20 protein-coding genes and 1 tRNA gene are annotated in these 23,280 nt (G+C 51.5%); 2 read left to right on the top strand and 19 right to left on the bottom strand.

Annotation, left to right across the window (positions count from 1 at the left end; translation table 11 throughout):
• Window positions 1-93: 93 nt before the first annotated feature.
• The 8 genes from rnr to C2I18_RS12955 form a co-directional block, all read right to left on the bottom strand.
• A complete protein-coding gene (rnr, locus tag C2I18_RS12990) occupies window positions 94-2,889 on the bottom strand; it encodes a ribonuclease R (protein ID WP_249902107.1) in 2,796 nt (931 codons plus the stop codon).
• 244 nt (window positions 2,890-3,133) lie between these two features.
• The gene (secG, locus tag C2I18_RS12985; RefSeq protein WP_249901564.1) at window positions 3,134-3,367 is read right to left on the bottom strand and encodes a preprotein translocase subunit SecG; all 234 of its coding nucleotides are present in this window, start codon (window positions 3,365-3,367) and stop codon (window positions 3,134-3,136) included.
• 196 nt (window positions 3,368-3,563) lie between these two features.
• Entirely contained in the window at window positions 3,564-4,850 is a 1,287-nt protein-coding gene (eno, locus tag C2I18_RS12980) for a phosphopyruvate hydratase (RefSeq protein WP_249901563.1), read from the bottom strand.
• Window positions 4,851-4,909: 59 nt separating this feature from the next.
• On the bottom strand, window positions 4,910-6,454 hold the full coding sequence (gene gpmI, locus C2I18_RS12975) for a 2,3-bisphosphoglycerate-independent phosphoglycerate mutase (protein WP_249901562.1): 1,545 nt from the start codon (window positions 6,452-6,454) through the stop codon (window positions 4,910-4,912).
• Window positions 6,455-6,456: 2 nt separating this feature from the next.
• Window positions 6,457-7,212, bottom strand: a complete 756-nt coding sequence (gene tpiA / locus C2I18_RS12970; protein ID WP_249901561.1) for a triose-phosphate isomerase — start codon at window positions 7,210-7,212, stop codon at window positions 6,457-6,459.
• A gap of 27 nt (window positions 7,213-7,239) precedes the next feature.
• Window positions 7,240-8,421 carry a phosphoglycerate kinase gene (locus tag C2I18_RS12965; RefSeq protein WP_249901560.1) on the bottom strand — a complete coding sequence of 394 codons (1,182 nt, stop codon included), beginning with the start codon at window positions 8,419-8,421 and terminating at the stop codon, window positions 7,240-7,242.
• A gap of 115 nt (window positions 8,422-8,536) precedes the next feature.
• On the bottom strand, window positions 8,537-9,547 hold the full coding sequence (gene gap, locus C2I18_RS12960; protein ID WP_249901559.1) for a type I glyceraldehyde-3-phosphate dehydrogenase: 1,011 nt from the start codon (window positions 9,545-9,547) through the stop codon (window positions 8,537-8,539).
• Between the two features lie 117 nt (window positions 9,548-9,664).
• The gene (locus C2I18_RS12955; protein ID WP_249901558.1) at window positions 9,665-10,717 is read right to left on the bottom strand and encodes a sugar-binding transcriptional regulator; all 1,053 of its coding nucleotides are present in this window, start codon (window positions 10,715-10,717) and stop codon (window positions 9,665-9,667) included.
• A 251-nt stretch (window positions 10,718-10,968) separates the two neighbouring features.
• On the opposite strand from C2I18_RS12955, the gene C2I18_RS12950 reads away from it, so the two are divergent.
• Window positions 10,969-11,043: transfer RNA gene (locus tag C2I18_RS12950), tRNA-Arg, on the top strand.
• Between the two features lie 194 nt (window positions 11,044-11,237).
• Window positions 11,238-11,834 (top strand): ATP-dependent Clp endopeptidase proteolytic subunit ClpP, encoded by a 597-nt coding sequence (clpP, locus tag C2I18_RS12945; protein WP_275100983.1) that lies wholly within the window; start codon window positions 11,238-11,240, stop codon window positions 11,832-11,834.
• Window positions 11,835-11,924: 90 nt separating this feature from the next.
• Here clpP and C2I18_RS12940 read toward each other — a convergent pair whose 3' ends face one another.
• From C2I18_RS12940 to trxB, 11 genes are all read right to left on the bottom strand, one after another.
• The gene (locus C2I18_RS12940) at window positions 11,925-12,566 is read right to left on the bottom strand and encodes a GDSL-type esterase/lipase family protein (RefSeq protein ID WP_249901557.1); all 642 of its coding nucleotides are present in this window, start codon (window positions 12,564-12,566) and stop codon (window positions 11,925-11,927) included.
• Window positions 12,567-13,193: 627 nt separating this feature from the next.
• Window positions 13,194-14,297: a PdaC/SigV domain-containing protein gene (locus C2I18_RS12935; RefSeq protein WP_249901556.1), complete on the bottom strand. Its 1,104-nt coding sequence runs from the start codon at window positions 14,295-14,297 to the stop codon at window positions 13,194-13,196.
• Between the two features lie 276 nt (window positions 14,298-14,573).
• A complete protein-coding gene (locus C2I18_RS12930; RefSeq protein WP_249901555.1) occupies window positions 14,574-15,332 on the bottom strand; it encodes an SIMPL domain-containing protein in 759 nt (252 codons plus the stop codon).
• 188 nt (window positions 15,333-15,520) lie between these two features.
• Window positions 15,521-15,790, bottom strand: coding sequence for an HPr family phosphocarrier protein (locus C2I18_RS12925; protein WP_019914358.1), 270 nt, complete (start codon window positions 15,788-15,790; stop codon window positions 15,521-15,523).
• A gap of 96 nt (window positions 15,791-15,886) precedes the next feature.
• On the bottom strand, window positions 15,887-16,816 hold the full coding sequence (whiA, locus tag C2I18_RS12920) for a DNA-binding protein WhiA (protein ID WP_249902105.1): 930 nt from the start codon (window positions 16,814-16,816) through the stop codon (window positions 15,887-15,889).
• A 51-nt stretch (window positions 16,817-16,867) separates the two neighbouring features.
• Entirely contained in the window at window positions 16,868-17,803 is a 936-nt protein-coding gene (locus C2I18_RS12915; protein WP_249902104.1) for a YvcK family protein, read from the bottom strand.
• A gap of 57 nt (window positions 17,804-17,860) precedes the next feature.
• Window positions 17,861-18,760, bottom strand: coding sequence for an RNase adapter RapZ (gene rapZ / locus C2I18_RS12910; RefSeq protein WP_249901554.1), 900 nt, complete (start codon window positions 18,758-18,760; stop codon window positions 17,861-17,863).
• 47 nt (window positions 18,761-18,807) lie between these two features.
• Window positions 18,808-19,758: an ROK family glucokinase gene (locus tag C2I18_RS12905; protein WP_249901553.1), complete on the bottom strand. Its 951-nt coding sequence runs from the start codon at window positions 19,756-19,758 to the stop codon at window positions 18,808-18,810.
• Between the two features lie 792 nt (window positions 19,759-20,550).
• Window positions 20,551-21,804, bottom strand: a complete 1,254-nt coding sequence (locus tag C2I18_RS12900; protein WP_249901552.1) for a DUF438 domain-containing protein — start codon at window positions 21,802-21,804, stop codon at window positions 20,551-20,553.
• 21 nt (window positions 21,805-21,825) lie between these two features.
• Window positions 21,826-22,053 (bottom strand): DUF1858 domain-containing protein, encoded by a 228-nt coding sequence (locus tag C2I18_RS12895; RefSeq protein ID WP_249901551.1) that lies wholly within the window; start codon window positions 22,051-22,053, stop codon window positions 21,826-21,828.
• A gap of 197 nt (window positions 22,054-22,250) precedes the next feature.
• On the bottom strand, window positions 22,251-23,204 hold the full coding sequence (gene trxB / locus C2I18_RS12890; RefSeq protein ID WP_249901550.1) for a thioredoxin-disulfide reductase: 954 nt from the start codon (window positions 23,202-23,204) through the stop codon (window positions 22,251-22,253).
• Window positions 23,205-23,280: the final 76 nt, after the last annotated feature.

The following is a 23,280-nucleotide window of genomic DNA, read 5'->3' as shown; positions in this document are numbered from 1 at the left end:
TGCTAAATTTTATACCTATAAATGAGCACGGCCCGGGAGCTTGAGATCATTGAATATCCTTAGCTTCCCGCCAGTCTTGCCCAGCTTCCTTAATCAATCCTGCGATTTCTTCTTCTTTTTCTTCCGGCGGACCGCATTCTCCGCATTGTTGCTGCCTGAAGCATTACCAGCCGTTACAGACGGGCTGATGAAAACGCCGCCTCTGGTTTTCTTGCGGCGGCTTTTGCCTTGCGGACCGCCGCTGCGGCTCTCATACCCGCTGCCGCTGCCGAGATCCTCCCGGCTGCGGAACCGCGTGCTGGCGTCGACGCCCGGCAGGTCGCCGACCCCCCGCTCGGCCGGGGCGCCATAGCCGCCCTTGCCGGAGCCAAAGCCGAAGCTGATGCCGCGTCCGCCGGCACCTGCTCCGGCACCACCGCCGCGCCCGCTGCGCTCGCGCGGTGCACTGCCGCCGCCCGCTTCGCTGTTCAGGGCGTCGAATGCCCGCCGGGCGGCCTCTGCCGGGCCGCCTCCGCGCTTGCCGCGTGCGCCCGCACCTGCCGGTGCGTCACTGCGCGGCTGCGCTTCCCAGGCGCCGGTAGCTACCGCGCCCGGCTTGCGTTTGCCGGCGTTCTTCCCGCCGCCGGCCTTGCCCTTACCGCCAGTGCGGCTTCTGCCGCCGCTGCCGGGCTTGCCGCCAGGCTTCCCGAAGCCGCCGGCTCCGGGACGGCCGCCGCGGCCGCCATAGCTGCGGTGCTCGCCTGCCGCACGCGGCTTCATGTCGACCAGCTCGAAGTCGATCGTGTGGTCGTCCATGTTGACCTTGGCTACCCGGATCTTGACCTCGTCGCCGATGCGAAACACCTTGGAGGTGCGCTCACCGATGAGCGCCATATGCGCCTCGTCGAAGTGGTAATAATCGTCGGTCAGTGCACTGAGCCGGATCAGGCCTTCGACAGTATTGTCGAGCTCGATGAACATCCCGAAGCTGGTCACACTGCTGACCATGGCGTCGAATTCCTCACCGACTTTATCCAGCATGTACTCTGCTTTCTTCAGCTGCTCCGTATCACGCTCAGCCTCAACGGCTACCCGCTCACGCTCTGAGGACTGCTGGGCGATGTCAGGCATCCGGGTCGCCAGATACTCATGACGCTTCTCGCTAAGGGCGCCGCCGTTCTCAATTACTTCACGCATGACGCGGTGGATGACAAGGTCGGGATAACGGCGGATCGGCGAGGTGAAGTGGGAATAGTATTCCGCAGCCAGACCGAAGTGGCCTGTGCTCTCGGCATCGTATTTCGCTTGCTTCATCGAACGCAGCATCATCGTGCTGATGACCGTCTGCTCCTTCGTGCCTTCAATCTGCTCCAGCAGATCCTGCAGGGCACGCGGATGAACCGAATTGCCCCGGCCTTTGACATGGTAGCCAAAGTTGGCCGCGAAGGCCATGAAGTTCTGCAGCTTCTCCGGATCAGGATCCTCGTGAATCCGGTAGAGGAACGGCACCTTCAGCCAGTGGAAATGTTCGGCCACCGTCTCGTTGGCTGCCAGCATGAACTCCTCGATAATTTGTTCTGCGACCGAACGCTCGCGTTTGACGATGTCCACTGCTTTACCGTTCTCATCAACAATGATCTTGCTCTCTTCAAAATCAAAATCCACCGCACCGCGCCGCATCCGAGCACCGCGCAGCTTCATGGCCAGCTCCTTCATCAGACGGAAATCGTCAATCAGCGGGGCATAGCGCTCCAGCAGCTCCGGATCCTCATCCTCAACAATTTTGCGGACATCGGAGTAGGTCATTCTTTCTTTGGTACGGATTACGCTCGTAAAGACATCATGCTTGACGACCTTCATCTGTTCATTGAATTCCATCTCGCAGGACATCGTCAGCCGGTCTACCTTCGGATTAAGACTGCATATCCCGTTCGACAGCCGGTGAGGCAGCATCGGGATTACCCGGTCCACCAGATAGACACTGCAGCCGCGGTCATAAGCTTCTTTATCAAGCTCAGAGCCCTCGCGGACATAATAGCCGACGTCAGCAATGTGAACGCCCAGCTTATAGTGCCCGTTCTCCAGACGCTGCACATTGACCGCATCATCCAGGTCCTTCGCATCTGCGCCGTCAATCGTAACAATGTTCAGTCCGCGCAGGTCGCGGCGGCCCTGCTGAATGATCTCCTCTTCCGTAATGGAATCCGGCGCCTGCTCCGCTTCCCTCATCACTTCTGCCGGAAAAGCCTCCGGCAGCTGATGCTTGCGGATCACCGACAGAATGTCCACACCCGGATCGTCCTTGTGCCCGAGGATTTCAATCACTTCCCCCTCTGCGGCAGCACGGCCTTCCGGATAGCTCACAATGCGCACTACGACCTTATCGCCGTCAACCGCTCCCATAAAGGACTGCTTCGGCACAAAAATATCCCGGTTAATCCGCTTATCATCCGGCAGCACAAATCCGTAAGTTTCCAGGTTCTGAAATACACCTACGGTCTGCAGCACACCTCTTTTGACGATCCGGACAACTTCACCTTCCATACGTCCGCCGGACGGACTCTTGGAGGTAATGCGGATAAGCACGATATCCCCGTTCATCGCACCTTTGAGATCATTGGCGTGGATGTACACATCGGGGTGGTCCCGGTCATCCGGAATCAGAAAAGCAAACCCCTTGGCATGCGCCTGCAGCCGTCCGCGGAGCAGGTCCATACGTTCAGGTACGCCGTAGCGTCCGTTGCGGGTCAGCACAATTCTGCCGTCCTGCTCCAGCCCCTTAAGCAAATTTTCAAAAGCTGTAAAGTCTGTGCTGTCCTCGATAGCGAAATGGCTCACCAGTTCGTCATAAGTCAGCGGTTTATAAGCGGTCTCCCGCATGAAATCAAGTAATATTTCCTGAGTTATCAATAAAGTCACCTCGGCCCTCCGCAGCATTTAATGCCGCTGGCATATATGTATGTCTTGTCCTTTTTCGCGCTGATTCATTCAAGTAAAATTTACCTCTATATACTCATACCCTAGTATACACGAAATCAATCGATAGCATCCCTCTTCTGATGATCCGGTAGTTATTCCTATGTATAAATTCGGGCAACAAAAAAGCCCCCGCACCGTCCCTTAAGGAACAGAACAAAGGCTTACTGTACATATACTAGTCCACAACAACGGCAACAATGATCGACATGATGAAGAATCCGGCTGCCAGTGCAACTGTTACACGCTGCAGTACGAGTTCCATACCACGTGCTTTTGTCTTGCCGAAGAGATGCTCAGCACCGCCGGAGATGGCACCGGAAAGACCTGCGCTTTTCCCTTTTTGCAGAAGAACGACCGCAATCAGACCGACGGAAAAAATCAGGAGCACAATTTTCAAAAAGATATCCATTCACTTCCACCTCCTACGCCTAAGCATCACTATCTATGGTAATTTAGAGTTCACGGATCATAAACAGCATTCTTATTTTATCATAGCAGTGAAGCGAATACAACCATAGAGCTGGCACTATCTGTATAAAGTTATATCTTCACAAAAAAGAGCCTGCCGAAAACGGCAGACTCTTATAAATCTGTCTCAAAAGAGATTATCTCTTGAGGTTGTAGAAGGATTTCAGGCCGTTGTATTGAGCCAATTCGCCCAGCTCGTCTTCAATGCGAAGCAATTGGTTGTACTTGGCAACACGGTCTGTACGGGAAGGAGCACCCGTTTTGATTTGGCCGGCGTTGGTAGCAACAGCGATGTCAGCGATTGTGCTGTCTTCGGACTCACCGGAACGGTGGGAGATAACAGCAGTGTAGCCAGCGCGTTTAGCCATTTCGATTGCATCGAAGGTTTCAGTCAATGTACCGATTTGGTTAACCTTAACCAGGATGGAGTTACCGATACCTTTTTCGATACCAGTTGCAAGGCGTTCAGTGTTAGTAACGAACAGGTCGTCACCAACCAGTTGAACTTTGTCACCCAGTTTCTCGGTAAGCAGTTTCCAGCCTTCCCAGTCGTCTTCGGACATACCGTCTTCGATGGTGATGATTGGGTACTTCTCAACCCAGGAAGCCAGAAGGTCAACATACTCAGCGGAAGTGTAGGATTTGCCTTCGCCAGCCAGTGTGTATTTACCGTCTTTGTAGAACTCAGTGGAAGCTACGTCCATACCCAGGAATACGTCAACGCCTGGTTTGTAGCCTGCTTTTTCGATAGCTTCGATGATTGTAGTGATTGCTTCTTCGTTCGAACCAAGGTTCGGTGCGAAGCCGCCTTCGTCTCCAACAGCTGTGTTCAGGCCTTTGGAGCTCAGTACGGATTTCAGGTTGTGGAAGATTTCTGCGCCTACGCGAAGAGCTTCTTTGAAGCTAGGAGCTCCAACCGGCAGAACCATGAACTCTTGAACGTCGATGTTGTTGTCAGCATGCTCACCACCGTTGATGATGTTCATCATTGGTACTGGCAGTGCTTTAGCGTTGAATCCGCCCAGGTATACATACAAAGGCACATCCAGAGCAGCTGCAGCAGCGCGTGCTACGGCCATGGATACAGCCAGGATTGCGTTAGCGCCCAGTTTGCCTTTGTTAGGAGTTCCGTCCAATGTGATCATCAGCTTGTCGATGCCGATTTGATCAAGAGCATCCATACCGATTACTTCTGGAGCGATAATTTCGTTTACGTTCTCAACAGCTTTCAGAACGCCTTTGCCCAGGTAACGGGATTTGTCACCGTCGCGAAGCTCTACAGCTTCGTGAGCGCCTGTGGAAGCGCCGGAAGGAACGATAGCGCGGCCTTTAGCGCCGGATTCCAGGTAAACGTCAACCTCTACAGTAGGGTTACCACGGGAGTCAAGGACTTCGCGAGCATATACATCAGTAATAATAGTCATGTAAGTTTAATCTCCTTTTATTCATTGATTTTGGGAATTTCAAAAGCGTTCGTTCCTGCTTATTTACGGCTGGCAATCATGGATTGTCCGGTCATTTCCGCAGGCTGCGGAAGTCCCATCAGATCCAGGATGGTCGGTGCCACATCGGCAAGAATACCGGAATCACGCAGTACAACATCTTCAGTAGTCACAATGAAAGGAACCGGGTTGGTGGTATGGGCCGTGAACGGGCGTCCGTTCTCGTCAAATACCATATCAGCATTACCATGGTCGGCAATGATAATCGCAACGCCGCCCTTGGCGACAACCGCATCGACAACTTTACCCACACACTCATCCGTTACTTCTACAGCCTTGATGGTTGGCTCCAGCATACCGGAGTGTCCGACCATATCAGGGTTCGCAAAGTTCAGGATAATCGCATCCTGTCTGTCCGCTTCGATCTCCGCTACGCAGGCCGCCGCCACTTCGTATGCGCTCATCTCAGGCTTCAAGTCATAGGTTGCTACTTTTGGAGAGTTGATCAGGATACGCGTTTCGCCGGGAAGCTCCTCATCGCGTCCGCCGCTGAAGAAGAAGGTTACGTGCGGGTACTTTTCAGTTTCCGCAATACGCAGCTGCTTCTTGTTGTTCTGAACAAGCACTTCTCCGAGCGTGTTATCCAGATTCTTCGGCGAGTAGGCTACATAGCCTTGTACCGTTTCACTGAAAGTCGTCAGACATACGAAGTGCAGGCCCTGCGGGAACAGCGGTCCACGGTCAAACCCGCGGAAGTCGGAGTTCGTGAAGACTTGCGACAGCTGGATCGCACGGTCAGGACGGAAGTTCAGGAACACGACGGAATCGCCGCTTTCCACTACCGCTACCGGCTTATCATTGCTGTCCACAATTACACTAGGCTCAACAAATTCATCATACACGGAATTCTGGTAGGATGCAGTGATCGCTTGCAGTGCGTCCGTATATTTAGGGCCTTCGCCATATACCATCGCACGGTAAGTCTTCTCTACACGTTCCCAGCGCTTGTCACGGTCCATCGCGAAATAGCGGCCGGATACCGTAGCAATTGTACCTACGCCAACCTCTTCGATCTTGGCAATGAGGTCCTGGACGAACTTCTGTCCGCTGTCAGGAGGCACGTCACGGCCGTCCATGAAAGCATGGATATACACTTCATGCATATCCTCTTTCTTGGCCAGATCAAGCATGGCGAACAGGTGGCTGATATGGCTGTGTACCCCTCCGTCGGATACCAGCGCATACAGGTGAAGCTTTTTGCCGCTAGACTTGGCGCTTCTTACAGCTGCAACCAGCGTTTCGTTCTCGAAAAACTCCCCGTCACGGATGGACTTGTCGATACGGGTCAGATCCTGGTATACGATCCGGCCTGCACCGATGTTAAGGTGACCTACTTCAGAGTTACCCATTTGTCCTTCCGGCAGACCTACGGCTTCGCCGCAAGCGGTCAGGGTAGTATTCGGATATTGTTTCAGGTAACGGTCATAGTTGGGCTTGTTGGCTTGGGCAACCGCGTTGCCTTCATCCGTATTCCGCAGACCGAAACCGTCCATGATAATTAAAGCAACAGGCTTTGGAGCTGACATCCTTACTTCGCCCCCTCAACCAATGAAACGAAGGAAGCAGGCTGCAGACTGGCACCGCCGACAAGCGCGCCGTCGATGTCGCTTTGACTCATGTACTCTGTTACGTTCTCAGGCTTCACGCTGCCGCCGTATTGGATACGCACTGCTTCAGCTGTTGCTTCATCGTACAGATCTTTTACAAGCGTACGGATATAAGCAATAACTTCGTTAGCATCCTGGGAAGTGGAGGATTTGCCAGTACCGATAGCCCAGATAGGCTCATAAGCGATAACAACCTGAGCTGCCTGTTCAGCACTCAGACCGGCAAAAGCCGCTTCGGTTTGCACTTTGCAGACATCCTTGGTCTGGTCAGCTTCGCGCTCTTCAAGCTTTTCGCCGACACATACGATAGGAGTAATGCCGTGGCGGAATGCCGCGTGCATTTTTTTGTTAACAATCTCATCCGTTTCGCCAAAATAGGCACGGCGCTCGGAGTGACCGATAATTACATAGTCAACGCCAAGATCCTTCAGCATTACGCCGCTGATCTCGCCTGTATAGGCACCGTTATCTTCAAAGTGCAGGTTCTGTGCACCGATCTTGATGCTTGTTCCTTTTACCGCTGCAATCAGAGCAGGCAGGTTGGTGAATGGTGCGCAGACAACAGTCTCTACACCTTCAACTTCCGCTTTGCCTTTGACTTCTGCGATAAAGCTTTCTGCTTCCGGTACGGTTTTGAACATCTTCCAGTTACCGGCGATAATAGGTGTTCTGCTCATAATCTTGGATTGCCTCCTCTTTACTTCTTACTTGTCGTTCAGTGCCTCTACGCCAGGAAGTGCTTTGCCTTCCATGAACTCGAGGGATGCACCGCCGCCAGTGGAGATATGATCCATTTGGTCAGCCAGGTGGAATTTTTCTGCTGCAGCTGCGGAATCGCCGCCGCCGATTACAGTGTAGCCTTCAGTTGTTGCGCAAGCCTGAGCTACAGCCTTCGTACCTTCAGCGAAGATGTCGATTTCAAATACGCCCATAGGTCCGTTCCATACAACCAGCTTGGAGTTCTTGATCACATCGGCATACAGTTCACGGGTCTTAGGACCGATGTCCAGACCTTCCCAGTCAGCTGGAATTTCGTTAACATCAACAATCTTGGTGTTAGCGTCTGCGCCGAATTTGTCAGCAACAACAATATCCACCGGAAGCAGGAAGTTTTTGCCGAGCGCTTTTGCTTTTTCGATAAATCCGAGAGCTACATCGAGCTTGTCATTGTCCACCAGGGATTGGCCGATTTCGTGACCCAAAGCTTTGGTGAATGTATAGGATAGACCGCCGCCAATCAGAACATTGTCAGCCAGAGTCAGCAGGTTGTCGATTACATCGATTTTGTCTTTAACCTTGGAACCGCCGATGATGGCAGTGAAAGGACGCTCAGGGTTTGACAGAGCTTTGCCCAGTACGGACAGTTCTTTCTCCATCAGAAGACCGGATACAGCCGGCAGGAAGTGAGCGATCCCTTCAGTCGATGCATGCGCACGGTGAGCCGCACCGAATGCGTCGTTAACGAACAGGTCAGCCAGTTCAGCGAACTGCTTAGCCAGTTCAGGATCGTTCTTTTCTTCGCCCGGATAGAAACGGACATTCTCAAGCACAAGCACATCACCGTCGTTCAGTTCAGCGATTTGCGCTTTAACAGCTTCACCGATGGCTTCATCAGCTTTGGCTACCGGTTTGCCGAGCAGCTCGGACAGGCGCTCTGCAGCTACAGTTAGACGCATGGAATCTACGAATTGACCTTTAGGACGGCCCATGTGGCTGGCCAGAATAACCTTTGCACCGTTCTCGATCAAATATTTAATCGTTGGCAGTGTTTCGCGGATACGGGTATCATCAGTGATTTTACCATCTTCCACCGGCACATTGAAATCGACGCGTACGAATACGCGTTTACCTGCTACTTCTACATCGCGGACGCTTTTTTTGTTCATGATTAGTTTTCCTCCACACCCATAATTGGTTCAGTCATCACGAATCCATTTAGAAAGAGCGGAAACAAGGAACTTCTGTTTCCGCTCTATAAATGCTGCTTATATAAAACCGGTCTTATTGAGCCAGCTTAGCGAATTTCTCCAAAGTACGAACGAGTTGTGCAGTGTAGGACATTTCATTGTCATACCAAGCAACTGTTTTAACCAGTTGTTTGTCGCCAACAGTCAGGACTTTAGTTTGAGTAGCATCGAACAGGGAACCGAAAGTCATACCTTTGATGTCGGAAGATACGATTTCATCTTCAGTGTAGCCGTAAGTTTCCGGATCGGAAGCGGCTTTCATTGCTGCGTTGATTTCTTCAACAGTAACGGTTTTTTCAAGAACAGTTACCAGCTCAGTCAGGGAACCTGTAGCTACAGGCACGCGTTGTGCTGCTCCGTCAAGTTTGCCTTTCAGTTCTGGAATAACCAGGCCGATTGCTTTTGCAGCACCGGTAGTGTTAGGGATGATGTTCTCAGCAGCAGCGCGGGCACGTCTGAAGTCGCCTTTAGCGTGTGGAGCATCAAGAGTGTTTTGGTCGCCAGTGTAAGCGTGGATTGTAGTCATCAGGCCTTCAACCACACCGAACTTGTCGTTCAGAACTTTTGCCATAGGAGCCAGGCAGTTCGTTGTGCAAGATGCGCCGGAGATTACAGTTTCGCTGCCATCAAGGATGTCATCGTTAACGTTGTAAACGACAGTTTTCATGTCACCTGTAGCTGGAGCAGAGATAACTACTTTTTTAGCTCCGCCTTTAAGGTGCTTCTCAGCTGCTTCTTTAGTTGTGAAGAAACCTGTGCACTCCAGAACGATGTCAACGCCGAGGTCGCCCCATGGCAGTTCTTCAGGGTTACGGTTCGCCAGAACCTTAACATCCTTACCGTTTACTTTGAAGAATCCGTCATGAACTTCAACTTCTCCGTCAAATTTACCTTGAGTTGTATCATATTTAAGCAAATGAGCAAGCATCTTAGCGTCAGTCAAGTCATTGATTGCTACCACTTCGATACCTTCTACATTTTGAATACGGCGGAATGCAAGGCGTCCAATACGTCCAAATCCGTTAATACCAACTTTTACACTCATTGAATAGTTCCTCCTAGATTTCGTTTTATTTATTCAAGACAAGCCGTGAGGCCCGTCAAGACAACAATGTTAAGTATAATGCAAAATAACTGCGAATGCTCCCCATATACTGGAAAGCTATAGGACTTGCTGTACTTGTGCATCGATTTCCCTGCCGATTTCGACAGCAGCAGCTTCATCGGTAACGAGAACGTTCTCCTGCCCGAAACGCAGCATCGCATGAATGGCTTTGGCTTTGCGTTTGCCCCCTGCTATTCCGATTACGACTTCTGTACGGATAATATCCTCCAGACGCAGCCCCATCGTCAGCATCGTATGGACAACCTGGCCTTCTTCATTGAAATAATAGCCGAATGATTCGGCAACCGCGCCTTCTCCCCGGATTTCCGCCACTGTGGCTTCATCCAGCTTGCGCCGGCGGGTCATTTCCATGGCATCGCCGATTCCATGCACTATAATGCGTGATCTGCGGATGATCTGTACGATCTCTCCAATGTTGGAGTCAAGTCCCAGGGACTGGTACGCATCCTCACTAAGCAGATCAGGTACATGCAGCAGCCGGTAATTCGCGCCTATTCTCTTAGCCATAGTGGAGGCTATAGTGTTGGCTTGAATCTCCATACTCTCTCCCAGTCCTCCGCGCGCCGGAACTACCCAGGCGTTCTTATAGGACAGGGATAACGGCGGTGTAAGCTGGTCAGCCATTTCGGCCAGTGTTGAGCCGCCTGTAACAGCAACGGTGTCGTCTCCGCGCAGCACTCCAAGAAGAGCCCTGGCACCCGCCCGCCCCAGTTCACGCTTCGTAAACAGCGATGATTCACAATCGCCGGGTACGACAATGACTTTGCTGAGGCCATAAGTGGAGCGAATCTTTTCTTCCAGATCATCCAGGCCGAACAGGCTCTTGGCAACCGGCTCAAGCAGGTCAAGCACGCTGCGCCCGGCATCGCTAATGCGCATGCCAATACTCTCGATCTCAATGAGCCCTTGCGATTTCAGAAGATCCGTCTCGGCACGCAGCACCCGCTCGGTCATATCCAGCGAAGCGGCCAGCGTCCTGCGCCCGATAATATCGGACAGCATGATCTGATGTAGAATCGTGTACCGTCTCTTAAGGGTTTCCATGAGATCAGGCAGAAGCTGCTTTTGGATTTCTAATAAGTTACGCATGCTTTCACTCCTGCAACTTCGTCTTTCTCTTATTCCCTTGTTCGTGGTCTCAAAATGTCCCGGGTTAACTTTTTAAGTCCCACCCATATTCTACCCAAATATTACGCGGAGTGCAAGTCTTCCGAGAGTATAATTCTCAACCTCATTTCATCTTATACATCCGGGAGCCCTTCAGGGCGACGAAGTTATTTTTTTAACAACCGGATTGAATATTGCAATTGTACAATTAATGTATTATAATAATTTCTGTTGCGCCCGTGGTCCAATGGATATGACGTAGGCCTCCGAAGCCTGAGATCCAAGTTCGATTCTTGGCGGGCGCGCCATTAATTACATTTTTGTACATATTTTAGCAGTTGCTATACTGTTATTTAACCAAAGAGCCAATGGATGGCTCTTTTTTTTGAAAGTAAGTTTGACTTTCTTTGACTTTTTGTTTGAATTTGTTTATCATGTGGTTAATACGGTAACAGTAAAAATGAACACATTCGAAGAACCCAATCTCAAGGAGGTTTTCCACGTGAGTTATATTCCTATGGTAGTAGAACAGAGCAACCGCGGCGAGCGCGCTTATGACATCTATTCCCGCCTGCTGAAGGACCGCATCATTTTCCTTGGAACAGAGGTTAATGACGTGGTTGCCAATTCCATCATCGCCCAAATGCTGTTCCTGGCTGCCGAGGATCCGGAGAAGGACATTCACCTGTATGTGAATAGCCCTGGCGGTTCCATTACAGCGGGTATGGCTATATTTGATACAATGCAGTACATCAAGCCGGATGTCTCCACCATCTGTGTGGGTATGGCCGCTTCCATGGGAGCGTTTCTGCTGAACGCCGGCGCCAAAGGCAAGCGTTTTGCACTGCCTAACAGCGAAATCATGATCCACCAGCCTCTGGGCGGAGCTCAAGGCCAGGCTTCGGATATTGAAATCCGCGCCCGCCGCATCATCAAGCTGCGTGAGAAGCTGAACCGCATTCTGTCTGAACGTACCGGCCAGCCGCTCGAGAAGATCGAGAAGGATACTGACCGCGATTACTTCATGAGTGCAGCGGACGCTGCTGAATACGGCATTGTTGATAAAGTTATCGAGAAGACACTGCCTTCCGGCGTATAATTTCATCCGACAGTCAAAAGGCTGCAGGACCTTCAACGGTCCGGCAGCCTTTTTTGCTGTTATTAACAAACAATTTCACCCGCAAATCGATTATCTCAAGCCGCCATACCCCAGGCTATCCAGCTTATCGGCTATTACCCGGTATCCTCTCCCATTCGGGTGGATACCGTCGATGAACAGCAGTCCCCGTTCATTGCCGGCAAATTCATTGTACACGGAGGCAAATCCGCATATCCGGCTGCTGTATCCTGCGGCATACCGGTTGAACTGCCGTACCCAGTCCGATGCCTCATCTATCTGCGGATAAGGATTATACAGCCCTACAATCCGGATAATATAAGGTTTGGGCATTCCAGCCTTGAGCTGCATAAAGGTGCCCATAATATCGCTGAAATTCTGCTTGCAGTTACGGAGTGCCTTTTGCAGCCGGGGAGACAGGTCACCCGGACGGCCGCCGGCTGCCTTGGCTGCCCTAATGAGATCGTTGCCGCCGATCGACAGCGTAATGATATCGGCATCACGGACCGCCAGCCGGTAATTGTAGTCCTCTTTCAGCCGCCGCTCCAGCCCATCCGTAGTCAAGCCGTTAACCCCAAGGTTGACGGGCCGGATTGAAGTGCGCAGCCGGGTCTCCGCCATTCTGCGGTAGACCGGAACAAAGCCGCTGCCCGGAAGCGTGCCAAAACCGGTCGTCAGGGAATCGCCAACCGCTGTATACAGATATCCCATCATGCTCTCCCTCCCTTCACTAAGCTGGCTCCCTTTCTTCAGCTTATGAACGGCAAGAGCATCAGGTAACGGCAGGATAGGTGTGCATTTAACGGATAGACATATTATTAAGGAGATTATCGGCGGATAACGGGGCGGGCGCATAAGGCTGCCGGGCGCTTCCCTCCATGCGGAACGGAAGCTGCATCCGTTACTTGCCCCGTCCCCTTTGCCGCGCTAACGGACACTGCTTCCGTTATTTGCCGATAATCGCCCCATTTCCACCGCTAACAGACCGTAGTTCCTTTATTCCGCCAAATGAGGGATAAATAACGCCCATCCGGATGAAACAAGGGATCTAGGGTCCGTTAGGATTCCAAAGCACACCTCCAGCGCAAAATAACGGAACTGTAGTCCGTTACATTAGGATTGCCAAGTAATTAATAGGTTCTGGTACGCGCGACGAGATGGGGTGGAGCCGGCACTTGTTAACGCAGTGTCGCATGAAATCAAAATCAACTAGATAAGGCTGTCAAAACTCTCTCGACAGCCTTGGATTTTACATATAATATTCATAAATCATGAACAAGGTAATCCGTCGCCATTCACATAACTCATTCCACAGTCACTTCACACAATGTCATCCGCGTCTCACTTCAATCCCGCAAACGGACTGCTCCCGTCCGGCAGTAATTCTTTAAAGGTGAAGGTAAACTCAGGGAATCCCGCAGCGTAGGCCGTATATTCGTACAGCTGGAAGAACAGCGTCACCTTGCCGTCCTGCAGATAGAAATATTTCTCTGTGTTCAGACCAGTAAATCCGCCGAGATAGCCGCCATCCGCCTTAAGCTGCTTGGACAGCTTGGCATTCAGCTCTTTTTTATAATTAGGGTTAGCCCCGAACAGATCTCCCAGCAGCAGGCGTTTGCCGTCTTTAAGCGAGAAGGTGAAGGCATTGCGGTAAGTCATCCCGTGTGCTCCGCCGGTGTAGCCATACTGCTGCGTAATAAGACTAAGCACACCATTCTGGTTATAGGTCACGACATATCCACCCTCAAACTCGTAAGGCCGGTCATCTGCCGCTCTGTCAGCGATTTGTTTTTCGGCATCTGCCGCGTAATTAAGCACCGTCTGCTTCAGCGTATCGTTGATTGCTTTTTGTGCTTCGGCATTCGCAAGACCGCTGATTACCGGATAATCCAGCCTGATCGGCGCATCCTTGCTTTCTTTGACGTAGCTCTCCGTAGTAATCGTAATATTGTTCTGCTTCTGCTTCATCACATTCAGACGGCCCGTAGGCGGACTCCAGTCACCGTGGTAGCCGAGATAACCGGTTAACAGGTCCAGCGGTACATACATGCGGTTATTTATATTTTTGGCTTCATAATCTCCGAGAAAATAATTGTTCACCGAAATAGAGATGCCGTAATCCGAGACCATCAGCTTGGTCAGTGTGTTGCCTTTGCCGATCGTGTAAGTCATATCTGCCTTATTATAAGATACCGGCATGCCCAGGCTGTCCCGCAGGAAAGCAACCGGTACCCAAACTTTACCCCCGTTAAAAATACCCGTCTGCTTCGTGATGCTGCCGTTCCATTTCAGAATAACCTGCGACTGGCCTGCTTTGGCTGCAGCTGCAGCCGGTGCCGCTTGTGACGTTCCCGCAGGCAGCAATCCCCCGCCCAGCAGCATCCCCGCCGCCAACATTCCCGCTCCCCATTTAAGGGCTTTATCCTTAAGTATAATATTCATCATGCATTCTCCTTCCGTGGCACGTTGATTGCCTTGATGTAATTCCACACAAGTCCGGAGGCCTGATTGTCCCCGGTTCACTCTTCCCATTATAGTAAAAAGATAATCCGCTATTGTTACAACGGCGCTTACAGTTTCTTAAGGTTTTACTGCAAAAATAGCATGGCTTATTACAGTTCTTTAAACATTTTGAGAGATTTCACACATTCCCCGGCTGAAAAAGCAATAGAGGCCCGCCCCTGCCATTACGGCAGAAGCAGCACCTCTATCAGGATGGGCCTATTTCAATTCATAGGTTACGCTAAGCTGTGTGGATACCTTGACTTCACCAGCTTCAACAGAAGTGCCTGCTGCCATATCTGCTGATGCTTTCGACGCCATGGCATTCTCCATGTAGTACACAGGGTTGTTGCCGTCATCGCTCTGGATCACTGTAACGACCTGCCCCAGGCTGCGTTTGGCTACTTTGGCAATGGCTGCTGCCTTTACATCTGCATTAGCCATGGCTTTCTCGATCACTTGAGCTTCAAATGCGGAAGGATCCTCGATGGCAAAACGCGCACCGCCGATATTGTTGGCTCCTGCAGCCGAAGCGGCATCCAGCAGCTGTCCGACTTTGGTCAGATCCCGGTAAGATACCTGCAGTGTGTGCTGGGCGTTATACCCCTTTACCTGCTGGCCTTCTTTTTCGTTATAAACGTAGTTAGGCTGTACATAGAACTGTGTGCTTTGAATATCCTTGTCGGCAATGCCCCAGGTATTCTTAAGCAGAGTGGTCAGCTTGGCAATCTTTGCCCCGTTCAGCTTCTGGGCTTCTTCAGCCGTTGCTGCAGAGGTGCTCACCCCGATCGACAGATACACGATATCCGGCTTGATGGAGAGCTCACCTTTACCTACTACACTCACAACATTCCTCTGTACCTCATCGGCAGCGTAAGCCTTTTCAGGACCTTGAATCGCCGCACTGATCCCCAGCCCTCCTACCATCAGACTTCCTGCCAGCAATACTGTTCCGGCCGCTTTACCCCATTTGTTCATACCTGCCATCCCCTTTCAATTTTTTGTTAAAGTGTTGGTACCCTCTAGACGTGCCCCTCTGGCAAAAGTTGCATATCGCAGAAAATAAAAAAAGCCCCCGAAGGGGCTTCTTTAAAATGCTGACCAGCCTGGTACAGGATGACAGCATCGTTCGCTCATGGTACAAAAATTAAGGCCTGGAACCCGGATTACTGGTTCTCCAGCTCTTCCTTGCTGACAAGACTTGTCAAAGCGGTTACAGCCTGATCCGCATCGGCGCCATCCGCGCTAATATAAATCTCCGTGCCGGAACTGATCGCAAGGCTCATAATGCCCATGATGCTCTTGGCGTTAACTTTTTTATCATCTTTTTCCACGAAAATCTCCGACGAAAACTTGTTGGCTTCTTGCACGAACAATGCTGCCGGCCGAGCATGGAGCCCCGTCTTCAACCGAACAACTACCGGGTGCTTTGTCATGAAACGCTTACCCCCTATTTGAGATCTGCCCAAAAATTTCACATTAATTTTATAATATTATATCATTATAACCTGATCCACACTAGAAAAAAAATATCAGCCGCCCCTAACCTTCTCCGCCAGCTCGTCAATTTTGCGCAGACGGTGGTTCACACCGGATTTACTGACGTTCCCTTTCAGCATCTCGCCGACTTCCTTAAGGTTGATATCGGGGTGTGCCAGCCTGATCTCGGCAACCTCCCGCAGCTTATCCGGCAGACTTTCCAGCCCCACCTCACGCTGCAGCAGCTTGATGTTCTCAATCTGGCGCACTGCCGCACTGATCGTCTTGTTCAGGTTGGCTGTCTCACAGTTTACGATCCGGTTCACCGAGTTGCGCATATCGCGCATAATCCGCACGTCCTCGAACTTGAACAGCGCCTGATGGGCGCCGATGAGACTGAGGAACTCAATGATCTTCTCGCCTTCCTTGATGTACAGTATGAAGCCCTTCTTGCGCTCAATACAGCGGGCGTTCAGGTGAAATTCACCAGCCAGCTCCACAAGCGCTTTGCAGTGCTCCTCATACATGGAAGCGATTTCCAAATGATAGGACGAGCCTTCCGGATTGTTAACGGATCCTCCCGCCATAAAGGCACCGCGGAGATAAGCCCGTTTGCAGCAGTTCTTGCCGACGATTTCCTCATCGATCCCATCGGTAAAAATAAAGCCTTCGGAGACAATCCGCAGATCCTTCAGGATCTCCTGCACCTGGTTTGGAATTCTTACGATATAAACGTTATTCTTCTTCAAACGCATTTTTTTACGCACGAGCAGCTCGATATGGACCTGGTAATATTTCTTAAGCAAAGAATATACCCGCCTTGCAATCGCGGCGTTCTCCGTCGAAATGTCGAGAACAACCTTTTTGCTTGAAAGCTGCACGGAACCGTTCATCCGGATCAGCGCCGACATTTCCGCCTTCTCGCAGCAGGGCTGGCTCTCCACCATCGTCAGCTCTTTTTTGGTAAGGGCCGCAAAAGACAAGGGGCTCACCTCTTTCATGTTCATACAACTTGGAGCAGCAGATTTCGTCTGTTATCTGGATATCCAGTCCTTCACCAGCTGGTAAATGTGATGACTGAGCTTATCCGTATCATGCCGCAAATAAGTCTTAAATAATACCAGCTTGTCGGCAATCACCTTGTATCCGTTACCGTCGACGGCCTCCCGGTCAAGCTGCACCGGACGCGCGCCCTTCTCGGCATATTTGATCTGCACCTGTTCCGGTATCTCACCGTCATTAACAATGACATAATCGAACAAATGCAGGCCGACATGGTCATACACCGCCTGAAGATGATCGCTTACCGTATAATTATCGGTTTCACCCGGCTGGGTCATAACATTGCAGACAAATATTTTGATGGCACTGGAAGCAACAACCGCCTCCGCCAGCTTCGGCACGAGCAGATTGGGCAGAATACTCGTGTACAGGCTGCCCGGCCCGCACAGAATGGCATCTGCATTCCGGATCGCCTCCAGCGCTTCAGGCAGCGGCTCAACCTCCGCCGGCTCCAAAAATACGCGCTTGATGACGCCTCCGGCCTCCGGAATCTTGGACTCGCCGGTAACAATAGTCCCGTCAGCCATCTCGGCATGCAGCACTACTGCTTCTCCGGCAGCCGGAAGCACCCGGCCGCGGACAGCGAACAACCGGCTGAGCTCCCGTACTCCGGTGACAAAATCGCCGGAAATATCGGTAAGTGCAGCCAGAATCAGATTGCCGAGGCTATGCCCGGCGAGGCCCTCTCCGCTGCTGAAACGGTATTTCATAATCTGCGCCATCAGCGGCTCTACATCAGCCATTGCCGTTAACACATTGCGGATGTCGCCGGGAGGCGGCATCTGCAGCTCATTGCGCAGAATCCCGGAGCTCCCTCCGTCATCTGCTACAGTGACTATCGCTGTAATATCAAGCGGCTTTTCCTTCAAACCGCGAAGCATGACAGACAGTCCGGTACCCCCGCCCATGACGACAATACGCGGACGCTGTCCTTGTTCTTCAGCCACTATTGACCCCTTCTCTCGTTAATGCCGGTCACGCTCGGAATCCCGGTGGCTGACCGCCACCAGCTCCGTCTCGCTAACCCCCAGCATTTTACCCAAATACTCTGAAATCGCGACTGAACGGTGTTTGCCTCCCGTACAGCCGATACCGATAATAACCTGGGATTTCCCCTCATTACGGTATTGCGGAATCAGGAAATGCAGCATATCCAGCAGTTTGGTCAGAAACGCCTGTGTTTCAGGCCATTTCATTACATAATCATACACATCGCTGTCCTGGCCTGTCTTGGGCCGCAGCTGGTCCACATAATGCGGGTTGGGCAAAAAACGGACATCAAACACGAGGTCTGCATCAATTGGAATGCCATACTTAAAGCCGAACGAAGTAATATTGACGGAGAGTGTGCTTTTGCCCAGATGAGAGAACCGCGATACGATTTTCTCCTTGAGCTGCACCGGCTTCATGCTGCTGGTGTCCAGACACAGGGTAGCGGAATTCTTCAGCTCATCCAGCATCTGGCGCTCCAGGCGGATCCCGTCGAGCGGCATGCCTTTGGGGGCCAGCGGATGATGCCGCCGGCTCTCCTTATAGCGCTGCACCAGCACAGAGTCGGTTGCATCCAGGAACAGAATTTCGCAGCCGATGCTTGACTCGTTCTTGATATAGGCCAGTGATTCTGACAATGCCGTGAAAAACTCGCGCCCGCGCAGGTCAATAACAAGAGCAACCTTGGCGATTTTCCCTTTGGACTGCTCAATCAGCTCCGCGAATTTCGGAATCAGTACCGGAGGCAGATTATCGACGCAGAAGAACCCGAGGTCTTCCAGACTCTGTACGGCAATCGTCTTGCCTGCACCCGACATTCCCGTAATAATGATCAGGGTGGCACCAGCCGAAGGAGTGTGCTCCGGTTCGGTCATAAAAGCGTCCCCTCCCTATAAATTAGTATATGAATAATTTCCGGTTTTTAAGAACGCAGAAGCAGACCTGCCGCACCAATAATACCCGCATCATTGCCAAGCTCTGCCGGAACGATAGTTACGCCTGTCAGCAGCGGTGCCGGAGTCAGCTGGGCGAATACACGGCGGACTTCATCAAACAGAATGTCGCCGGCTTTGGATACGCCTCCGCCAACGATGAACACTTCCGGATTCAGTACTGCAGCAACAGAGGCCATCGATTTGCCGAGATAGAAGGCTGCACGGTTAACAATGCGCAGGGCAACTTCGTCGCCGGCCTTGGCAGCATCGAACACTTCCTTGGCTGCAATCTTCTCTACCTGTGACAGGGAAGTACGGTCTCCGCGGGCAACGGCATCGTTCGCCATCCGGATAATCCCAGTAGCAGAGGAAACCGTTTCCAAGCAGCCCATCTTGCCGCATCCGCACTGGATGGCTTCAAGATCAGGCACTACAGAGATATGGCCCAGCTCGCCGGCCAGACCCGCAAACCCTTGATATACCTTACCGTTAATGATAATGCCGCCGCCAACGCCGGTTCCCAGCGTATAGCATACGCAATTGTCAATACCGCGTCCTGCGCCGCTCCATGCTTCGCCCAGCGCTGCCACGTTAGCATCATTGTCTATTTTGACAGGCTTGTTCAAGCGACCCTCCAGAATGGAGCGGATCGGCACATCTCTAAATCCTATGTTAGGCGCATGGATAATGATTCCTTCACGAATGTTCGTAAACCCGGCCAGACCCGCGCCGACACCGGCCAGCTGCTCCCAGGAGTACGGGGATTCTTCCACAATCTGGCGTACATACTTCTCAATGTTGTCGATGACGGTATCAACGCCGTCCGCAGTTCCCGTAGGCCCTTCGTAAGTGTGAAGCAGATTTCCTTCGGCACTGCAGATTCCAACCTTAATCGTGGTTCCGCCTAAATCCACGCCAACGTAGATATTTTCAGACATGTAACAAGCCACCTTTTTCTATGCTAAAATAGTTAATCCTACGTACCCACTATAATAGAAGCCTCCCCTGCGGTCAAGGAATGGCGGCACACCCGGGTAATAATGGCTGACTGGCAGGCCAGTTCCTATGGCAGAGTAAGATTGAATTAAAAAAAGACTCCTTGCACATCACGCAAAGAAGTCTTAATCAGGGTCCGGAAGAACCGGTTATATGGTTTGTAATTTATGATAAGCTGCTGCTGGAACACTGGACTGCGTTCTGCCTGACTGCCGGAATGGATAGCTGTTAAATGTATTTGGTGCAGCTAAAAGCCTGCAAAAAAACGGGCTCGGGAGTTTAGCTGTATTCTGTGCAGGTAAAAACGGTAAAACGTACACTTTTGCGGAATAAAGGGGATTTTAACTGCAGAAAGTGCAGGTAAACTCATTCTAAAGCCTGAATGGGCCACTTTAGTTGCAGGAAATACAGCTATATGAATTATGCAGGAATTGTCAAAAGTAATGATCAGGCGAATCATTGAGTTCACGGCCAATGTATAAGGAGCTTGAGACATTCTGTTGCACTTTATACATCCGATGAGCCTTAAATCTGCCCAAAAATCGAAACTAGTGTAGTTTGTACAGCAGAATCGGCACGTTTTGGCGTTTTTACACCATTATCCTCTAATCAAATGTACAAAGTGCAGCAGCATGGGATTTAGGGCCGATTGGCAAAGATTCTGCTGCACAAAATACAATCACTCCAATCAAAATACCCATCCGTAGGAACATCCTATAAGCAAAACCTTGTCATTATTCCGACAATATCCGTTTTTGGCCTTCCAGTGCCCGGATCGGCGCAATGTTCTGGGTGAACTCCAGCGTACCCATATAGCGGCCCTCTGCATCCCGCACGGCAAAATAACGGATGTAGATAAATTTATCTTTTATATTAATCCAAAAGTCCTCCGCATCCTTGCGGCCTGCCTTGAAATCCTCCAGCAGCTTCTCGACCACATGCACGCTTTGCGGCGGATGGCAGTTCTGCACGGTACGGCCGATGACCGCCTTGGTCCGGGCAAAGATCCGCTCCTTGCCGTGCGAAAAATAACGTACTACGTCGTTCTCGTCAATAAATGTCAGGTCGACCGGCAGATGATTCATTATCGTCTCCAGCTGATGCACGGACAGAAGACCCGTCTCGAAGCGGATGTAGCCCTGCGGCGACTCCGGGGAAGCTTCTTCTGCAGCGCCCTGAGGCTCGGCAGCACGCTCCGGAATCCACACCTGATCAGGGGCGGCAAGGCAGAAGCCGATTTCCTCACTCTCACGGGCAATTTTGACCCACTCATCTTCAGTCAGCTTATCGAGCGCCATCGGCAGCAGAATATTTTCTTCCTTAAAGATCATTTCATTGACTTCCTGGATGATGTCCGCCAGCATACCGCCGATTTCTTCCTTATTGCCCTGGTAGGGACTTAATGCGGCTTTGGCTTCTTTTATCATGGCACGGATGCCGTCGTCTACTCCCCACATCACCTTGGTCGGACCATAAATCCCATACTTCTCAAGGTACGGAAACAGCAGATTCTCCTTGCGGCTGTAGTGCTTATCCAGGTCCAGCAGCAGACTGAGATCCTCCAGCAGCTTATAAACAATCTCTTCACTGTCATTCTTCGCGAACTTGCCTGCATGAAGCTCCAGGCGGAAGTTCACGAGACGTTCAATCTCCCGGTTTTCCAGCTTGAAGGTATGCACCGGATGTCCCGGCTGCTCTTCCGGCTTCGAGGAACGGTGAATCTGCTCAATCGAGCCTTTGAAAATCGCCGTATGCACAGAACACAGACGCTGCACTTCCTCGACCGGAATCCCCTCTTCCGTCATTAAGGAATGCTCCATCGCCGAAATTTCAGCTACAGTAACATCACCTACCGCTTCAGCAAAACGGGCTTTGACCTCGTCTACACTTTTACCTGCATGGAGTTCCTTAATAATCTCCTTAAGCATCGCCTGGCGGCGGGTCTGCTCGGGTACATCCACTTCACGGTTGTTAATCAGCTCGCTCATTTTTACCCTCTCCTTAATCTTCTATTGTAAAATCTCAAAACCATGGGCCTCAAAGGCCTGCCGGACAGTATCAAGATCCATTCGTTTCAACTTGATTCCTTTGGTTAAGGTCATGAACCGGCCTGCTGTCTGCAGCATTCCGGGTTTTGCAATATCGCGGAAACCGAGCTCTACCATAATATCCATGACTTCAGGATGCCGGTCCACCAGGTCGAATATGGGCTCATCCATCTTCAGCACTTTGCTCATGTGCCTACCTCCTAAAAGGTACTCTATTAATTGAGAACTCTTCTCAACAACAGCTTAGCATAGCCCCTAAGGGGGGATTGTGATTCCAGTCACTAAGTGATAAAAGACGCTGATTTAACACAAAAAAGCCGCCTCCTTCCGCTTCAGCAGCAGAGGAGACAGCTTCATTAACTTCATATCATCTGGTCATCCGGATGTTATTTATCCAGCGATTCGCTCCAGTCATGCACCATGGTGCCTTCCAGATACTTCTCGGCGTCCATTGCCGCCATACAGCCCGTTCCGGCTGCCGAAATCGCCTGGCGGTAACGAGTATCCTGCACATCTCCGCAAGCGAAGACTCCGGGGATGTTCGTTTCCGTAGTTCCCGGCTTAACAACAATGTACCCGTTCGCATCCGTTGTAATCTGGCCGCCCAGGAAGGCCGTGTTCGGGGTGTGTCCGATCGCCACGAACACGCCGTCCGCTTCAATCAGCTCTTCAAGACCCGTCTCGTTATCGCGGACCGTCAGGCCTTGTACCTTGTTATCCGTTACGGTCACTTCAAGCGGTGTGCGGTTAAGCGCCCACGCTACCTTGCTGTTATCGCGTGCACGGTCCTGCATAATCTTCGAAGCGCGCAGCTCGGAGCGGCGGTGAACCACCGTAACACTGGATGCAAAGCGGGTCAGGAAGCTCGCTTCCTCCATGGCGGAGTCGCCTCCGCCGACTACGATAATCTTTTTGCCGCGGAAAAAGAAGCCGTCACAGGTCGCACAAGTGCTGACCCCCCGCCCTACATTCTCCTGCTCGCCCGGGATGCCCAGATATCTGGCCGATGCGCCTGTCGAGATAATAACCGACTCCGCCTCCAGTACACCCTGTCCATCCACGGTTACTTTGAAGGGCCGCTGTGAGAAATCCACGGATTCCACCCAGCCGTTCTTGAACTCCGCGCCAAAGCGCTGCGCCTGCTTACGCATATTCTCCATCAGGTCAGGGCCGAGGATACCCTCAGGAAAGCCTGGAAAGTTCTCCACTTCTGTCGTCGTTGTCAGCTGCCCGCCCGGCTGCAAGCCTTCAATGACGAGCGGGTTCAGGTTCGCCCGTGCCAGGTATATTGCGGCTGTCAGTCCGGCAGGACCCGTTCCGATTACAATTGTTTTGTACATTACTGCGGCCTCCTTACAAGTAGGTAATTCCTATACTATACCCTTAATTATACGTATTTGCTCATGTTAGAACCAA

This window comes from Paenibacillus sp. PK3_47, from assembly GCF_023520895.1.
In the GTDB taxonomy this organism is placed as follows: Bacteria; Bacillota; Bacilli; order Paenibacillales; family Paenibacillaceae; genus Paenibacillus_AQ.
This window is presented reverse-complemented; position numbering and strand designations above follow the sequence as displayed.

Coding starts and splice junctions, on each gene's coding strand:
- trxB (WP_249901550.1), bottom strand. CDS start 23,204: ATGTACAAAACAATTGTAATCGGAACGGGTCCTGCCGGACTGACAGCC.
- gpmI (WP_249901562.1), bottom strand. CDS start 6,454: ATGTCAGCTCCAAAGCCTGTTGCTTTAATTATCATGGACGGTTTCGGT.
- C2I18_RS12965 (WP_249901560.1), bottom strand. CDS start 8,421: ATGAACAAAAAAAGCGTCCGCGATGTAGAAGTAGCAGGTAAACGCGTA.
- tpiA (WP_249901561.1), bottom strand. CDS start 7,212: ATGAGCAGAACACCTATTATCGCCGGTAACTGGAAGATGTTCAAAACC.
- C2I18_RS12915 (WP_249902104.1), bottom strand. CDS start 17,803: ATGGGCGGGGGTACCGGACTGTCTGTCATGCTTCGCGGTTTGAAGGAA.
- C2I18_RS12955 (WP_249901558.1), bottom strand. CDS start 10,717: ATGCGTAACTTATTAGAAATCCAAAAGCAGCTTCTGCCTGATCTCATG.
- gap (WP_249901559.1), bottom strand. CDS start 9,547: ATGAGTGTAAAAGTTGGTATTAACGGATTTGGACGTATTGGACGCCTT.
- C2I18_RS12905 (WP_249901553.1), bottom strand. CDS start 19,758: ATGTCTGAAAATATCTACGTTGGCGTGGATTTAGGCGGAACCACGATT.
- C2I18_RS12895 (WP_249901551.1), bottom strand. CDS start 22,053: ATGAGCAAAGTGCTGAAGATGGATGAGCCCATATTCGACCTGGTGGAC.
- C2I18_RS12900 (WP_249901552.1), bottom strand. CDS start 21,804: ATGAGCGAGCTGATTAACAACCGTGAAGTGGATGTACCCGAGCAGACC.
- C2I18_RS12930 (WP_249901555.1), bottom strand. CDS start 15,332: ATGAACAAATGGGGTAAAGCGGCCGGAACAGTATTGCTGGCAGGAAGT.
- C2I18_RS12925 (WP_019914358.1), bottom strand. CDS start 15,790: ATGACAAAGCACCCGGTAGTTGTTCGGTTGAAGACGGGGCTCCATGCT.
- C2I18_RS12940 (WP_249901557.1), bottom strand. CDS start 12,566: ATGATGGGATATCTGTATACAGCGGTTGGCGATTCCCTGACGACCGGT.
- C2I18_RS12935 (WP_249901556.1), bottom strand. CDS start 14,297: ATGATGAATATTATACTTAAGGATAAAGCCCTTAAATGGGGAGCGGGA.
- rapZ (WP_249901554.1), bottom strand. CDS start 18,760: ATGACCGAACCGGAGCACACTCCTTCGGCTGGTGCCACCCTGATCATT.
- secG (WP_249901564.1), bottom strand. CDS start 3,367: ATGGATATCTTTTTGAAAATTGTGCTCCTGATTTTTTCCGTCGGTCTG.
- eno (WP_249901563.1), bottom strand. CDS start 4,850: ATGACTATTATTACTGATGTATATGCTCGCGAAGTCCTTGACTCCCGT.